Below are 13836 nucleotides of genomic sequence, written 5' to 3'. Positions count from 1 at the left end.
GATCTTATCTGGGCTGTCAGCGTTGTCCAAACAGGGCGGTGCCAATTCGTACCATGGTTGACCCTTGTTCCACGGCCATTTCGAGGTCGGCGCTCATCCCCATCGACAAAGTATCCAGTGTTAACCCGTTGTGACGAAGCTCATCAAACACTTCCCGTACTTTTTTCAGGGATTGTTGTTGGGTGGATGCATCGTTGCTGGGCGCCGGCAGGGCCATGACCCCCCTCAATCGCAGGTGGGGCAGTTGGGCCACGGCCTGGGCCAAAGCCAGGGCACCTGACGGATCGACCCCACTTTTGCTGTCTTCACCGCTGGTGTTGACCTGGATGCAGACCTGCAGCGGCGGCAAGTGCGCGGGCCGCTGTTCGTTCAGGCGTTGGGCGATCTTGAGGCGGTCGACCGACTGAACCCAGTCGAAGTGCTCGGCCACCAAGCGGGTCTTGTTGCTCTGGAGCGGGCCGATCAGGTGCCACTCGATCTGGGTGCGCAGATCGGCCAGTTCCGCCATCTTGTCGATGGCTTCCTGGACGTAGTTTTCACCGAAGCGGCGCTGGCCGGCCTCGAAAGCTTCGCGCACATCGGCCGCCGGGAAGGTCTTGCTCACGGCCAGCAATGTGACACCATCGGCCGGACGGTCCACTTTTGAACAAGCCTGCTCTATTCGGCTTTGCACGAGTTGTCGCTTGTTGGTGATCGTCGCCATAATGGTCTGTCAAGGAATCCGGCCCCAATCATCCATGGATATCACCCAACTTCTCGCCTTCTCGGTCAAGAACAAAGCGTCTGACCTGCACTTGTCGGCGGGTTTGCCCCCCATGATCCGGGTTCACGGGGATGTGCGGCGCATCAACGTCGATGCGCTGGACCACAAGCAGGTCCACGACATGGTGTACGACATCATGAACGACGCCCAGCGCAAGATGTACGAAGAGACGCTGGAGTGCGATTTCTCGTTCGAGATCCAGGGCCTGGCCCGTTTCCGTGTCAACGCCTTCAACCAGAACCGGGGCGCCGGCGCCGTGTTCCGGACCATTCCGTCCAAGATCCTGACCCTGGAACAGCTCAACGCGCCCAAGATCTTCGCCGACCTGGCCCTGCGTCCGCGCGGCCTGGTGCTGGTCACCGGCCCCACCGGTTCGGGCAAGTCGACCACGCTGGCCGGCATGGTCAACCACCTGAACGAGTCCGAATACGGCCACATCCTGACGGTCGAAGACCCGATCGAGTTCGTGCACGAATCCAAAAAATGCCTGATCAACCAGCGCGAGGTCGGTCCGCACACCATGAGCTTCTCGAACGCGCTGCGCTCGGCGCTGCGCGAAGACCCGGACTGCATCCTGGTGGGCGAAATGCGCGACCTGGAAACCATCCGCCTGGCGTTGACGGCCGCTGAAACCGGCCACTTGGTCTTCGGCACCCTGCACACGTCCAGTGCCGCCAAGACGATTGACCGCGTGGTCGATGTCTTCCCCGCCGCTGAAAAGGACATGGTCCGCGCCATGTTGTCCGAATCGCTGGTGGCGGTGATCTCGCAGTCACTGTGCAAGCTCAAGGATGGCTCGGGCCGCGTGGCCGCCCACGAAATCATGGTGGCCAACGCCGCCATCCGCAACCTGATCCGCGAAAACAAGATCGCCCAGATGTACTCCGCCATCCAGACCGGCAACAGCGCCGGCATGCAGACGCTCGACCAGAACCTCTCCGACCTGGTGCGCCGCAACCTGATCTCGCCCGCGGAAGCCCGGTCCAGGGCCAAGACGCCCGAAAACTTCCCGGGCTGACATGAGAAGTTTGCTGGACCGATTCAAGATGGCAGGCCCTGGCGAGAACTCCTCGGAGGAGCGCGAGGCCGACGACGAAGGTTTCTTTTCCACCCAGTTCATGGAACGCCCCGAGACCTCTCGGGCCGCTTCGGCCTGGACCTCGCGCGCCCTGGTCGTGGGCGCCCAGGCGCTGGACCCGCACACCGGCGTTGCCCTGCTGCTCAAGGCCTGGCTCGACGACACCTTCACCAGCCTGATGGGCGAGCCCGAGTGCGAAAAACTGCGCAATCACCTCGAATTCGTCACCGTCCCGGCCGGCCGGGAGTTGATTGTCCAGGATGAAAAAGGCGACTATGCACTGATCATCTTGGAAGGCCTCGTGGCGGTCGACCGCGTGCAGCCGGCGGGTGAGCGTGCGCGCCTGGCCGAGCTGAGGGAAGGGGACGTCTTGGGCGAAATGTCATTGCTCGATGCGGGGGCGCGGTTCGCTTCCTGCCAGACCTTGAGCCGTTGCTCGCTGGCCGTGGTCACGCGCAGCGCGCTCGATGAATTCGCGATCGAAGACCCGCGCCTGGGCTTTGCCCTGATGGCCGGCATCGCCCGCCGCCTGTCGCTGCGCATGCGCCAGCTCAGCGCGCGCCTGGGCGCCCTGCTGACGGCCGGTTGATTTACAGTTCACTCACACAGTCCAAACATTCACGGGATTCACGCCATGGAACGCGATCAGGCCTCCAAGTTCATCAACGATCTGCTCAAGCTGATGGTGGCGCGTGGGGGGTCCGACTTGTTCCTGACGGCTGAATTCCCGCCGGCCATCAAGGTCGATGGCAAGGTCACCAAGGTGTCGCCCCAGCCCCTGACGGCGCAGCACACCATGGCCCTGGCCCGTTCGATCATGAACGACAAGCAGGCCGCCGAGTTCGAGCGCACCAAGGAATGCAATTTCGCCATCTCGCCGGGCGGGGTGGGGCGCTTCCGCGTGAACGTGTTCGTGCAGCAGAGCTTCGTCGGCATGGTGCTGCGGACCATTCCCCAGCAACTGCCCACCATCGACGCCATGGGCCTGCCGCAGATCCTCAAGGAGGTCGCGATGAACAAGCGCGGCCTGGTCATCCTGGTGGGGGGCACGGGTTCGGGCAAGTCGACCACGCTGGCGGCCATGGTCGACCACCGCAACGAGAACACCTACGGCCACATCATCACGATCGAAGACCCGGTGGAGTTCGTGCACCCGCACAAGAACTGCATCGTGACGCAGCGCGAGGTCGGCATCGACACCGATGGCTGGGAAATGGCGCTGAAGAACACCCTGCGCCAAGCGCCTGACGTGATCCTGATGGGCGAAATCCGCGACCGCGAGACCATGGAACATGCCGTGGCCTTCGCCGAAACCGGCCACTTGTGCATGGCCACGCTGCATGCCAACAGTGCCAACCAGGCGCTCGACCGCATCATCAACTTCTTCCCCGAAGAGCGCCGTGCGCAGTTGCTGATGGACCTGTCGCTCAACCTCAAGTCGCTGGTCTCGCAGCGGCTGCTGCCGCGCCAGGAAGGCAAGGGCCGCGCCGCCGCCGTCGAGATCCTGCTCAACACGCCGCTGATCAGTGACCTGATCTTCAAGGGCGAGGTCGGCGAGATCAAGGAAATCATGAAGAAGTCGCGCGAGCAAGGCATGCAGACCTTCGACCAGGCGCTGTTCGACTTGTTCGAGAGCAACGACATCACGTTTGAAGATGCCCTGCGCAACGCCGACTCCGTCAACGACCTGCGCCTGCAGATCAAGCTCAACAGCCAGCGCGCGCGCAGCCTGGACCTTTCTTCCGGCACCGAGCACTTCAAGATCGTCTGATGACCGTGAGCAAAACCTACGAGGCCGTTGTGCCGCACAAGGTGGCTTTCCTCGGCTTGGGCACCATGGGCGCGCCCATGGCCGCGCACCTGCTCAAGGCAGGGCACCAGGTCACGGTCTACAACCGCACGCAGGCCAAGGCCCTGGCCTGGGTGGCCGAGCACGGCGGCGCCTGGGCGGTCTCGCCACGTGAAGCGGTGCGCGAAGCCCAGATCGTGTTCACCTGCGTGGGCAACGACGACGACCTCCGCAGCGTTGCCATGGGCCCCGAAGGGGCCTTCGGGGCCATGCCCGACGGCAGCGTGCTGGTGGACCACACCACCACCTCGGCCGAGGTGGCGCGCGAACTGGCCCAGGTCGCCCAAGACCAGGGCCTGCATTTCATCGATGCGCCGGTCTCGGGTGGCAACCTGGGGGCCATCAATGGGGTGCTGACCATCATGTGCGGCGGCGATGCCGAGGCGTTCAAGCGCGTGCAGCCCGTGATGCAGGCCTGCGCCCGCGCGGTCACGCTGCTGGGTGCCAGCGGTTCCGGCCAGTTGGCCAAGATGGTCAACCAGATCTGTGTGGCGGGTTTGCTGCAAGGCTTGTCAGAGGCCCTGGCTTTTGGCCAGACCGCCGGCCTGGACATGCAGTCCGTCTTGGGCGTCATCACGCAGGGTGCTGCGGGCAGCTGGCAAATGCAGAACCGTGGCCCGACCATGGTCAACGATCTGTTCGACTTCGGTTTCGCGGTCGACCTGATGCGCAAGGACCTGGGCTTGTGCCTGGACGAAGCCCGGCGCCTGGGCGCGCGTTTGCCCGCCACGGCCTTGATCGACCAGTTCTACGCCGATGTGCAGCAGATGGGCGGCGGCCGCTGGGACACGTCCAGCCTCATCCGCCGCCTGCGCTGATCAGGGGTTGGACGCGGCCGGTGCCGTGGCTTGAGGCGCCGGGGCAGGCGTCCTGCGGGCCAGTTCGTCCTCGGTGATCAGGCTGAACACCTTGACCACCTTGGTCACGCCACTCACGCCGGAGGCCACTTCGGCCGCGCGGTTGGCTTCGCGTTCGGTGACCAGGCCCAGCAAGTAGACATCGCCGCGTTCGACCACGACCTTGAAGGCATTGGAGAACATGTCGCGGGCGTCCACGAAGCTGGCCTTGATCTTGCCGTTGATCAGCACATCGCTGGAGCGTGATCCCAATGAGCTGACGCCCATCACGGCGAGTTCATTGACCACCGACTGCACGTTCTCGACCCGGGCCACCGCTTGTTCCACCGCGGCCCGGTCGGCTTCGCTGGCCACTTCGCCGGTCAGCAAAACCATGCGGTTGTAGGCCGTGGCATTGACGTGGGCGCCGATGGTGACCGTTTCGCGGATGCGCGACCCGGCCTTGAGTTCGATGCTCTTGTCTTCCAGCTGGGTGCCGGAGGTGCGGCGGTCGGAGGCCACGAAGGCGCCGCCGATGGCCGAGCCCAGCACCAGCGGCGCGCAGCCAGCGGCCATGTTCAGGGCCAGCGCCAGCGCCGTCCAGCGGCCCAGTCGGCCCAGGTTCAATGTGTTGATGGTCTTCTTCAAGCCTCGTCTCCTAACAAATGGGTGTCGACCGCCTCGCACAGGCTGTGCAAGGCCAGCCAGGCCACGGCGTACAGCCGGGCCGCCTGGTGTCCGGGCAAGGGCACCCAGACGTCGGTGTCTCTCAGCAGGGGCCCCAGCACCGAGGCGGCCTCTCCGGTGAAGAGCACCAGGGTCAGATCCTGTTCGCGTGCGGCCTCGGTGGCGGCCACCAGCGCGGGTTCGTCTCGTTCCAGCGAAAACGCCAGCCAAATGTCGCCAGGGTGGCCCAGGGCACGAACTTGCGCAACGAGGTTGTCGTCCTGGCCCGGCACGGCGAAAGCCGCCAAGGGGGGGCGTTCGCGGTTCACGCCTTTGACCAGCAACGATGCGGTCTGGCGGGCCAGCCATTCGGCCTCGGCCACGCCCGCGCACAGCACCTTGCCGCCCGCGGTCAGGGTGTGCGTGATGGCCTGGGCGGCATAGTGCAGGTGCAGCGCCAGCCGATCCGCCGACTGGTACAGCACATCGGCGGTTTCCAGGAAGGGCTGCTGCGAGAACGCTGGCTGAAATTGAGTGTCCGACATGAAGGCCGATGATAAGGTCTATCCCGAGGTATCGAAGGCGGCCACGATCCACTCCAGCACATCGCCGTCGATGGCGACCACGTCGAAGCGGCAGGGCGGCCAGGGATTCAGTTGCATCAGGTAATGCCGCGCGCCGCGGATGCAGCGTTGCTGCTTGCCGCGGCCCACGCTGGCCGCCGCGCCGCCATGGTCCGCGCTGCTGCGCTGCCGCACCTCCACGAATACCAGCGTGCCGTCCCGGTTGTCGCGCATGATGAGGTCGACTTCCGCGCCGCGCGCCGACGGACCGCGCGCGACCCGATAATTGCGCTCCACCAGCTCCAGACCTTGCGCCTGCAAATAGGCCAGGGCGCGGCCTTCCGCTTCATCTCCCCGGGATTTCGTCGTGACCATCGATGCCAATGTGCTGCTCCAGGCCGCTTCTCACGCGGCCGCTGGCCAGCAGTATCCCAAAGGGGCGCTTTACCTGGTCGCCACGCCCATCGGCAACCTGGCCGACCTGACCTTGCGCGCCATCCAGGTTCTGTCGCTGGTCGACACCGTGGCCTGCGAAGACACCCGCGTCACGGGTGGGCTGCTGCGCCACCTGGGCCTGGACAAACGCATGATGGCCGTGCACCAGCACAACGAGGCGGGCTCGGCCCAGCAGGTCATCGAAGCCTTGCAGCAGGGGCAGCGCGTGGCCTACGTCAGTGATGCGGGCACGCCCGCCGTGTCCGACCCCGGGGCCCAACTGGTGGCCCGTGTCCAGGCGGCCGGCTTGCGCGCGGTGCCCATCCCCGGCGTCAGCAGCGTCACCACCGCGCTCAGCGTGGCGGGGGACACCGCTGGCACCGCCTTCCATTTCGCCGGTTTCCTGCCCGCCAAGGGCGCGGCCCGAATGACCGCGCTGGACGAGGCCCTGGCCTGGCCGGGCAGCGTGGTGCTGTTCGAAGCCCCGCACCGCATCGACGACCTGGCCCGCGACCTGCAAACCCAGGCTGCCCATCGCCAGATCACCCTGTGCCGAGAACTGACCAAGCAGTTCGAGGAAGTCGCCACCCTGGGCATCGCCCAGTTGCCCGATTGGCTCAAGGCGCAGCCCCACCGCGACCGGGGGGAATTCGTGCTGGTGGTTCATGCCGCCAGCGCTGGCAATGCCCCCGAGGGCTTTTCCCCCGAGGTGCTGGCCCTGCTCAAGGCCTTGGCCGAGCATTTGCCGGTCAAACAGGCGGCGGGCCTGGTGGCCGATGTCACCCGGCTGCCCCGCAAAGCCCTGTACGAGCAGGCGTTGCGCTGGCGGCAATCCGACGAATCAGCCTGACCCGTCCCATTGGCATTTTTTGTTCCTCGACCCTCTCGGCAAGGGACGGGGCAAACCCGGGCCTCAAGGGCTAACCCCAGCGCCATGGCGACTATTTCACGAAATACTCCGCGCATCGTTCGTATAACGATTGTCGTAATTACTTAGGAGACTTCGCCATGAAATTCGGATTCGCTCTGCGCGCCGTGTGCGCCGCCATCGCCGTGACCGGCGCCCTCGCAGCCCCCGCCGCCCATGCGGGCACCGGTTCCAAGACCAAGTACCCGCTGGTGCTGGTCCACGGCTTCATCGGCTTCGACAACATTTTGGGCATCCAGTACTTCTACAACATCCCCAACACCCTGCGCGACGACGGCGCCACCGTCTACATCGCCTCGGTCAATCCTTCGCAAACCACCGAATTCCGCGGTGAAGAGCTGATCCAGCAAATGAAGCAATGGGCCGCGAAAGACGGCGTCAAGAAGTTCAACCTGATCGGCCACAGCCATGGCGGCCCCACCGTGCGTTACGCTGCCGGTACCGTTCCCACGATGGTGGCCAGCGTCTCCACCGTGGCCGGCACCCACTTCGGGAGCAAGGTCGCCGATGACATTTTGGCGGGCACCACCCCTGGTGGCGGCTTCGACCAGACCGCCACGGCCGGTTTGAAGCTGATCTCTTGGTTGACCGGCAACAAGACCACCAGCGACACCGATCTGCTGACGGCATTGAACGCCCTGAGCACCCCCGGTGCCGCGGCTTTCAACGCCAAGTACCCCGCTGGCGCGCCCACCACCAACTGTGGCCAGGGCCCCAGCAGCGCCAAAGTGGCCGGCAACAGCATCCTGTTCTATTCTTTCTCCGGCACCTCGGTCAAGACCAACAGCAGCGACATCTCTGATGCCATCCTGGCCTACACCGCCGACTACTTCAAAGGCGAGGCCAACGATGGCCTGGTGTCGCAGTGCTCCAGCCACTGGGGCAAGGTCATCAAGGACAACTACCCATGGAACCACCTGGACGAAGTCAACCAGGTCTTCGGTGGCATCGGCAAAGGCGCGCCTGAGCCAACGGCCTTCTACAAGCAGCACGCCAATCGCCTGAAGTGGGCCTTCCTGTGATGGTTTAGCGCCGGGCCGGACACCTCCGGCCCCCCGGACTCGACAAGGGTCGCCTTCACAAGAGGCGGCCCTTGTTGCCGTTTGACGTCATAGCTTTCCCGGGTGCGGAGGCCGTGACTTGCCCGAATAATGCAGGCAGCCGGGACCTTTCCTGGCTTAGACAGGACATGTGTGATGCAGATGCGTGGAATGTGGGTGACCGGCTTGTTGGCCGTGGTCATCGGGGTGGGCAGCGTGGTGCTCTGGCAGCGCTCGTCCACCGAGGCCCCAACGGTGCCGGGGCAGGATGCCCGCCACGACAGCAAAGGCTGGGGCTTCATCGGGGGCAGCAAGGACTCGGCGGCCAGCGGCGTGGCGACCACGCAGGCGCGAACGCCGGACCAGGTGCGCGTGCGCCTTTTCAAGGAAGGCTCCTTTGCCGGGACCGAGCCTGCGGGTGACTGGTGCGTCAGCGACAAGAAACTCAAGCCTTGCCCGGGCCTGCGCAGCCGCTTCGAGTACTACGTGCTAGGGCTTGGCGAGGTCACCATCGAGGAAATCCGGGGCCTGGTCCAGGACGAAGCCAGGCGCGCCAACGGCGATGAGCTGGCCGCGCAGATCATGGCCATCTGGGACAAATACTGGCAGGTCCGCACCTACAGCTGGCGCAACAAATTCGTCCAGTCCGACCGGAGCACCTGGATGCCCGTGTTCGAAGAGCAACGCTCCGTCCGCCGACAGATCCTGGGGCAGCCCTGGGCCGAGGCCTTTTTCAAGGACGACGAGCAGCACTTCCAGGAGTACTACGCGCAGCTTGAATCCGGCCAGCCGCCCCCACCTGATCCTGGCGAGCCCGTGCCGCAGATGGCCCCGGGCAAAGACCCCGCCGCCGTGCGCGCCGAACGCGTTGCGCGCTATGGCGAGGCCGCCGCCGACCGCCTCGACAAGGCCGATGCCGACTGGGCCGATTGGGAGCGCCGCCTGAACGCGGCCAAGGCCGAATGGGACCGCCTGCAAAAAGCCACCAACCTGTCGGACGCACAGCGCAAGGCCGAGATCGCCGCTTACGTCAAATCCAACTTCCCGCCCGAAGAGCAATTGCGCGTGCAGGCCCTTTTGCATTTGTGATCCCCATTTGATCGACGGGCCAAGGCAAGGCTCCTACAATGACCCCATGATTGCTGTTGACGCCACCATCGAACGCCTCCACACCGCCCGCGAACTCCTGCTCGCGCCCTACGGTCTGGACGAATCCACCCTGCTCAAGGCCCTCAAGGTCATCACCGAGCACCGGGTGGACGACGCGGACCTGTACTTCCAGTACACCCGCTCCGAAGGCTGGAGCCTTGAAGAAGGCATCGTCAAGTCCGGCAGTTTCGGCATCGACCAGGGCGTGGGCGTTCGCGCCGTGGCCGGTGAGAAAACCGCCTTCGCCTACTCCGACGACATCTCCGAAGCCGCCTTGCTTGACGCCGCCCGCACGGTGCGCACCATTGCTTCGGCCGGCCAAAGCCGGCGGGTCAAGGTCGGTTCGCAAACCGTGGCCGGCAGCCGCACCCTGTACCCCGCCTTCGACCCCATCGCCTCGCTGGACAGTGCGGAAAAGGTGGCCCTGCTCGAGAACATCGAAAAGCGCGCCCGCGCCAAGGACCCGCGCGTGGTGCAGGTCATGGCCGGCCTGGGCTGTGAGTACGACGTCGTGATGGTGGCCCGCGCCGACGGCACCCTGGCCGCCGACGTGCGGCCGCTGGTTCGCCTGTCGCTCACCGTCATCGCTGAACAAAACGGTCGCCGTGAAGTTGGCTCCTCTGGTGGTGGTGGCCGCTTCGGCCTGGCCTACTTCACCGACGACATGCTGCAGCGCTACGTCGACCAGGCCGTGCACGCCGCCTCCGTCAACCTGGAAGCCCGCCCTGCGCCTGCTGGCGAGATGACCGTGGTCCTCGGCAACGGCTGGCCCGGCATCCTCTTGCACGAAGCCGTTGGCCATGGCCTCGAAGGCGATTTCAACCGCAAGGGGTCCAGCATCTTTTCCGGACGCGTCGGCCAGCGCGTGGCGGCCAAGGGCGTCACCGTGCTCGACGACGGCACCATCCCCGATCGCCGCGGCTCGCTCAACATCGACGACGAAGGCTGTGCCACCGAGCGCACCGTCCTCATCGAAGACGGCATCCTGCGCGGCTACATCCAGGACGCCACCAACGCGCGCCTCATGAAGACCAAGCCCACGGGCAATGGTCGCCGCGAAAGTTACGCCCACACCCCCATGCCGCGCATGACCAACACCTACATGTTGGCCGGCGACAAGGACCCTCAGGAAATCGTCGCCTCCATCAAGCGTGGCCTGTACGCCGTCAATTTCGGTGGCGGCCAGGTCGACATCACCAGTGGCAAGTTCGTCTTCTCGGCTTCCGAGGCTTACTGGGTCGAAGACGGCAAGATCCAATACCCGGTCAAGGGCGCGACCCTGATCGGCAATGGCCCCGACGCGCTCACCCGCGTCAGCATGATCGGCAATGACCTCGAGCTCGACAGCGGCGTTGGCACCTGCGGCAAAGAGGGGCAAAGCGTGCCGGTGGGTGTGGGGCAACCGACCTTGCGCATCGATGGCTTGACGGTCGGCGGCACCGCCTGATCAAGGGGGATGCGGCCCCTGGATTTTGGATAAGCTGGCTGCTTGTTCGAAACACAGGGAGTGGCGCATGCCTTTCAAGAAATTGTTCGCCCGCGTGGCCACGGCCGCGCTGGCCGTCTGCGCGGCCTTGTCTGCTTCCCTGGCCCACGCCGAATTGCAAGGCCGGGACCTTGACGCCTCCGTCAACGGTTACGAGGCTTTCTACGACACCGTGTTGAACATCACCTGGCTGGCCGATGCGAACTTTGCCAAGACCTCGGGTCACAGCGCTAACGGTCAGATGACTTGGGAGGATGCTTCCACGTGGGCAGCCAATGTCACGGTTCATGGTCTTTCGGGTTGGCGTCTGCCCAATGCATTGCCGATCCATGGGCTGGGCTATGACTACCGTGGCGCTTACGACGGCAGCTCTGACCTGGGCTATGGCATCCGCAGCCCCCGCAGCGAGATGAGCTACATGTTCTACGAGAACCTGGGCTTGTTGTCTTACTACGATGAGCAAGGTCAAGAACAGGCGGGCTTCGGTCGTCCTCAAGGAGTGGACGCGCTGGCAGTGAGCCAGGTGCCCGGTGGTTTCATCCGCAACCTGGGCCCCGAGCATGGTGAATATTGGGCGGCGCAGGCGTTCGAGCCAGAGCCTGGCGCCCACTGGGTCTTTGATTTCGAGGACGATGGGCAATTCGCCTTGGGTCCGAACGATGGTGGGCGTTGGGGCGGCTCCTATGCCTGGCTGGTTCGGAGCGGAGACGTGAGTGCGGTGCCGGAGCCATCGATCTTCTGTTTGTTCGGGCTCGGAGGTTTGGGCTTGGCATTGAAGAAAAAATCACGCAAAGGTTGACGTTGGCGTCAAAACGGGTGCATAATCGATTTCTTCGCTGAAACAAGGTTTGAGTTCCAGCCCAAGTCCCTCGATCCTCTTGATGAAAACTCAAGTCGGTTGCTGCGGCGGGTAAATCAAGGGCTCAGGCTTTATTTCAGATCCGCCCGTTCTACGGGCCCAAGACTGACTGTTCGTTGTTGTGCAGCTTTTGCGCAGCCGAAAAGCCAAGTTGGGGTAAGTACACCATGATTCAAATGCAATCGCGACTTGACGTCGCTGACAACACGGGTGCCAAGAGCGTCATGTGCATCAAGGTGCTCGGTGGCTCCAAGCGTCGTTACGCCGGTATTGGCGACATCATCAAGGTCAGCATCAAAGAAGCTGCTCCTCGTGGTCGCGTCAAAAAAGGCGAAGTCTACAGCGCTGTGGTCGTCCGCACCGCCAAGGGTGTTCGTCGTCAAGACGGTTCGCTCATCAAGTTTGATGGCAATGCAGCTGTGCTGTTGAATGCCAAGCTGGAGCCCATCGGCACCCGCATCTTCGGCCCCGTGACGCGTGAACTGCGTACCGAGCGCTTCATGAAGATCGTGTCCCTGGCTCCTGAAGTTCTCTGAACCTCCGGCGCAACCGCAAAGGACACACAGCCCATGAACAAGATTCGCACAGGCGACCAGGTCATCGTTTTGGCCGGTCGCGACAAAGGTAAGCGCGGCACCGTTTCGGTCCGCGTTGACGACAGCCACCTGGTGGTCGACGGCGTGAACGTGGTCAAGAAGCACGTTCGCCCCAATCCCATGAAGGGCACCACCGGCGGCATCGTTGACAAGACCATGCCCATTCATCAGTCCAACATTGCCATCTTCAATGCCGCCACCGGCAAGGCTGATCGCGTTGGCATCAAGCTCCTGGCAGACGGCAAGAAAGTTCGCGTCTTCAAGTCCAGCGGCGAAGAAATCAAGGCTTGAGGTTCAAGATGACTCAACAAACTGCACGCCTGCAAGACTTCTACCGCGAGAAGGTCGTTCCGGCCCTCGTTGAGAAGTTTGGCTACAAGTCCGTGATGGAAGTGCCCCGCCTGACCAAGATCACCCTGAACATGGGTGTCTCGGAAGCGGTGTCCGACAAGAAGGTCATGGAGCACGCTGTGAGCGACCTGACCAAGATCGCCGGCCAAAAGCCCGTGGTCACCATGTCGCGCAAGGCCATCGCCGGTTTCAAGATCCGCGAAAACATGCCCATCGGCTGCATGGTCACCCTGCGTGGTGTCCGCATGTACGAATTCCTGGACCGCTTCGTCACCGTGTCGCTGCCCCGCGTCCGTGACTTCCGCGGTATCTCCGGTCGTTCGTTCGATGGCCGTGGCAACTACAACGTCGGTGTGAAAGAACAGATCATTTTCCCGGAAATCGAGTACGACAAGATCGACGCGATCCGTGGTCTGAACATCAGCATCACCACCAGCGCGAACACGGACGACGAGGCCAAGGCCCTGTTGACCGCGTTCAAGTTCCCCTTCAAGAACTGAGGTAGACCGTGGCAAAACTGTCTCTGAAGCAACGCGAAGAAAAGCGCGAAAAGCTGGTGGCGCAATACGCCAAGAAGTACGCCGAACTGAAGGGCATCATCAATGATGCCAAGAAGTCCGACGAAGAGCGATACCTCGCTCGTCTTGAACTGCAAAAGCTGCCCCGCAATGCAAACCCGACCCGTCTGCGCAATCGTTGCGGCTTGACTGGTCGTCCGCGTGGCACGTTCCGCCAATTTGGCTTGGGTCGTTCCAAGATTCGTGAATTGGCTTTCGCTGGCGACATCCCTGGTGTCACCAAGGCAAGCTGGTAATCGGCTAGGAACAGGAGTTATTCCATGAGCATGAGTGATCCCATCGCCGACATGCTGACTCGCATTCGCAACGCACAAATGGTTCAAAAAACCAGCGTTTCGATGCCGTCATCAAAGCTGAAAGTCGCGATCGCCCAGGTCCTTAAGGACGAAGGTTACATCGACTCTTACGTCGTTGCTGGCGAGGCTACCAAGCCTGCGCTGGAAATTTCGCTGAAGTATTACGCTGGTCGCCCGGTCATCGAGCGCATCGAGCGAGTCAGCCGTCCCGGCCTTCGCATCTACAAGGGTCGCCACGACATTCCTCAGGTCCAAAACGGCCTGGGTGTTGCCATCGTGACGACTCCCAAGGGTGTGATGACTGATCGCAAAGCACGCGCTGCCGGTATCGGTGGTGAAGTGCTCTGCTACGTCGCCTAACCT

General features: G+C 63.4%; 18 protein-coding genes. 14 read left to right on the top strand and 4 right to left on the bottom strand.

All coding sequences use genetic code 11. From position 1 onward, the window contains the following. Positions 1–16: 16 nt before the first annotated feature. Positions 17–703 (bottom strand): YggS family pyridoxal phosphate-dependent enzyme, encoded by a 687-nt coding sequence (locus tag ACREB4_RS08990; RefSeq protein ID WP_431587874.1) that lies wholly within the window; start codon positions 701–703, stop codon positions 17–19. Positions 704–737: 34 nt separating this feature from the next. Between ACREB4_RS08990 and ACREB4_RS08985 the strand changes: the two genes are divergently transcribed. Genes ACREB4_RS08985 through ACREB4_RS08970 form a run of 4 tightly spaced genes read left to right on the top strand, consistent with a single transcriptional unit; the run spans position 738 to position 4508 of the window. Continuing rightward, positions 738–1781, top strand: coding sequence for a type IV pilus twitching motility protein PilT (locus ACREB4_RS08985; RefSeq protein WP_431587873.1), 1044 nt, complete (start codon positions 738–740; stop codon positions 1779–1781). Between the two features lies 1 nt (position 1782). Then, entirely contained in the window at positions 1783–2430 is a 648-nt protein-coding gene (locus ACREB4_RS08980; RefSeq protein ID WP_431587872.1) for a Crp/Fnr family transcriptional regulator, read from the top strand. 45 nt (positions 2431–2475) lie between these two features. Further along, a complete protein-coding gene (locus ACREB4_RS08975) occupies positions 2476–3612 on the top strand; it encodes a PilT/PilU family type 4a pilus ATPase (RefSeq protein WP_431587871.1) in 1137 nt (378 codons plus the stop codon). After that, the gene (locus ACREB4_RS08970; protein ID WP_431587870.1) at positions 3612–4508 is read left to right on the top strand and encodes an NAD(P)-dependent oxidoreductase; all 897 of its coding nucleotides are present in this window, start codon (positions 3612–3614) and stop codon (positions 4506–4508) included. The genes ACREB4_RS08975 and ACREB4_RS08970 overlap by 1 nt, the downstream gene beginning before the upstream one ends. Here the strand turns inward: ACREB4_RS08970 and ACREB4_RS08965 are convergent, their stop codons facing one another. The 3 genes from ACREB4_RS08965 to ACREB4_RS08955 are packed head-to-tail and all read right to left on the bottom strand — an operon-like array spanning position 4509 to position 6130. Further along, positions 4509–5174, bottom strand: coding sequence for a BON domain-containing protein (locus tag ACREB4_RS08965; protein ID WP_431587869.1), 666 nt, complete (start codon positions 5172–5174; stop codon positions 4509–4511). Continuing rightward, positions 5171–5737, bottom strand: a complete 567-nt coding sequence (locus ACREB4_RS08960) for an SIS domain-containing protein (RefSeq protein ID WP_431587868.1) — start codon at positions 5735–5737, stop codon at positions 5171–5173. Before ACREB4_RS08960 ends, ACREB4_RS08965 begins: the two co-directional genes overlap by 4 nt. Before the next feature lie 18 nt (positions 5738–5755). Beyond that, positions 5756–6130 carry a YraN family protein gene (locus tag ACREB4_RS08955; RefSeq protein ID WP_431587867.1) on the bottom strand — a complete coding sequence of 125 codons (375 nt, stop codon included), beginning with the start codon at positions 6128–6130 and terminating at the stop codon, positions 5756–5758. Between ACREB4_RS08955 and rsmI the strand changes: the two genes are divergently transcribed. The 10 genes from rsmI to rpsH all read left to right on the top strand — a co-directional run bounded on the left by rsmI (position 6123) and on the right by rpsH (position 13833). Then, positions 6123–7040 (top strand): 16S rRNA (cytidine(1402)-2'-O)-methyltransferase, encoded by a 918-nt coding sequence (gene rsmI, locus ACREB4_RS08950; RefSeq protein WP_431587866.1) that lies wholly within the window; start codon positions 6123–6125, stop codon positions 7038–7040. The genes ACREB4_RS08955 and rsmI overlap by 8 nt on opposite strands. Positions 7041–7198: 158 nt before the next feature. Then, the gene (locus ACREB4_RS08945; RefSeq protein WP_431587865.1) at positions 7199–8140 is read left to right on the top strand and encodes a lipase family alpha/beta hydrolase; all 942 of its coding nucleotides are present in this window, start codon (positions 7199–7201) and stop codon (positions 8138–8140) included. 174 nt (positions 8141–8314) lie between these two features. Then, entirely contained in the window at positions 8315–9247 is a 933-nt protein-coding gene (locus tag ACREB4_RS08940) for a lipase secretion chaperone (RefSeq protein WP_431587864.1), read from the top strand. Between the two features lie 46 nt (positions 9248–9293). Further along, the gene (tldD, locus tag ACREB4_RS08935) at positions 9294–10754 is read left to right on the top strand and encodes a metalloprotease TldD (protein WP_431587863.1); all 1461 of its coding nucleotides are present in this window, start codon (positions 9294–9296) and stop codon (positions 10752–10754) included. A gap of 67 nt (positions 10755–10821) precedes the next feature. Beyond that, positions 10822–11592 carry a PEP-CTERM sorting domain-containing protein gene (locus ACREB4_RS08930; protein ID WP_431587862.1) on the top strand — a complete coding sequence of 257 codons (771 nt, stop codon included), beginning with the start codon at positions 10822–10824 and terminating at the stop codon, positions 11590–11592. Between the two features lie 227 nt (positions 11593–11819). Further along, entirely contained in the window at positions 11820–12188 is a 369-nt protein-coding gene (gene rplN / locus ACREB4_RS08925; RefSeq protein ID WP_125241506.1) for a 50S ribosomal protein L14, read from the top strand. 33 nt (positions 12189–12221) lie between these two features. After that, a complete protein-coding gene (gene rplX, locus ACREB4_RS08920; protein WP_230180423.1) occupies positions 12222–12539 on the top strand; it encodes a 50S ribosomal protein L24 in 318 nt (105 codons plus the stop codon). Positions 12540–12547: 8 nt separating this feature from the next. Beyond that, positions 12548–13099: a 50S ribosomal protein L5 gene (gene rplE / locus ACREB4_RS08915; protein WP_431587861.1), complete on the top strand. Its 552-nt coding sequence runs from the start codon at positions 12548–12550 to the stop codon at positions 13097–13099. An 8-nt stretch (positions 13100–13107) separates the two neighbouring features. Further along, complete coding sequence (rpsN, locus tag ACREB4_RS08910; RefSeq protein ID WP_431587860.1) at positions 13108–13413, top strand: 30S ribosomal protein S14; 306 nt, start codon at positions 13108–13110, stop codon at positions 13411–13413. A gap of 24 nt (positions 13414–13437) precedes the next feature. Further along, positions 13438–13833 (top strand): 30S ribosomal protein S8, encoded by a 396-nt coding sequence (gene rpsH / locus ACREB4_RS08905; RefSeq protein WP_431587859.1) that lies wholly within the window; start codon positions 13438–13440, stop codon positions 13831–13833. The last annotated feature ends 3 nt before the right edge of the window (positions 13834–13836 follow it).

This window comes from Aquabacterium sp., assembly GCF_050725395.1.
Taxonomy (GTDB): domain Bacteria; phylum Pseudomonadota; class Gammaproteobacteria; order Burkholderiales; family Burkholderiaceae_C; genus Aquabacterium.
The sequence above is the reverse complement of the archived record's forward strand: the minus strand, read 5'-3'. Positions and strand labels throughout refer to the sequence as shown.

Excerpts from the sequence above, each read along its gene's own strand:
- ACREB4_RS08945 (WP_431587865.1), top strand. The coding sequence starts at position 7,199 with ATGAAATTCGGATTCGCTCTGCGCGCCGTGTGCGCCGCCATCGCCGTG.
- ACREB4_RS08960 (WP_431587868.1), bottom strand. The coding sequence starts at position 5,737 with ATGTCGGACACTCAATTTCAGCCAGCGTTCTCGCAGCAGCCCTTCCTG.
- rplE (WP_431587861.1), top strand. The coding sequence starts at position 12,548 with ATGACTCAACAAACTGCACGCCTGCAAGACTTCTACCGCGAGAAGGTC.
- tldD (WP_431587863.1), top strand. The coding sequence starts at position 9,294 with ATGATTGCTGTTGACGCCACCATCGAACGCCTCCACACCGCCCGCGAA.
- ACREB4_RS08930 (WP_431587862.1), top strand. The coding sequence starts at position 10,822 with ATGCCTTTCAAGAAATTGTTCGCCCGCGTGGCCACGGCCGCGCTGGCC.
- ACREB4_RS08980 (WP_431587872.1), top strand. The coding sequence starts at position 1,783 with ATGAGAAGTTTGCTGGACCGATTCAAGATGGCAGGCCCTGGCGAGAAC.
- ACREB4_RS08955 (WP_431587867.1), bottom strand. The coding sequence starts at position 6,130 with ATGGTCACGACGAAATCCCGGGGAGATGAAGCGGAAGGCCGCGCCCTG.
- rplX (WP_230180423.1), top strand. The coding sequence starts at position 12,222 with ATGAACAAGATTCGCACAGGCGACCAGGTCATCGTTTTGGCCGGTCGC.
- rpsH (WP_431587859.1), top strand. The coding sequence starts at position 13,438 with ATGAGCATGAGTGATCCCATCGCCGACATGCTGACTCGCATTCGCAAC.
- ACREB4_RS08990 (WP_431587874.1), bottom strand. The coding sequence starts at position 703 with ATGGCGACGATCACCAACAAGCGACAACTCGTGCAAAGCCGAATAGAG.
- rplN (WP_125241506.1), top strand. The coding sequence starts at position 11,820 with ATGATTCAAATGCAATCGCGACTTGACGTCGCTGACAACACGGGTGCC.
- ACREB4_RS08970 (WP_431587870.1), top strand. The coding sequence starts at position 3,612 with ATGACCGTGAGCAAAACCTACGAGGCCGTTGTGCCGCACAAGGTGGCT.
- ACREB4_RS08940 (WP_431587864.1), top strand. The coding sequence starts at position 8,315 with ATGCAGATGCGTGGAATGTGGGTGACCGGCTTGTTGGCCGTGGTCATC.
- ACREB4_RS08985 (WP_431587873.1), top strand. The coding sequence starts at position 738 with ATGGATATCACCCAACTTCTCGCCTTCTCGGTCAAGAACAAAGCGTCT.
- ACREB4_RS08975 (WP_431587871.1), top strand. The coding sequence starts at position 2,476 with ATGGAACGCGATCAGGCCTCCAAGTTCATCAACGATCTGCTCAAGCTG.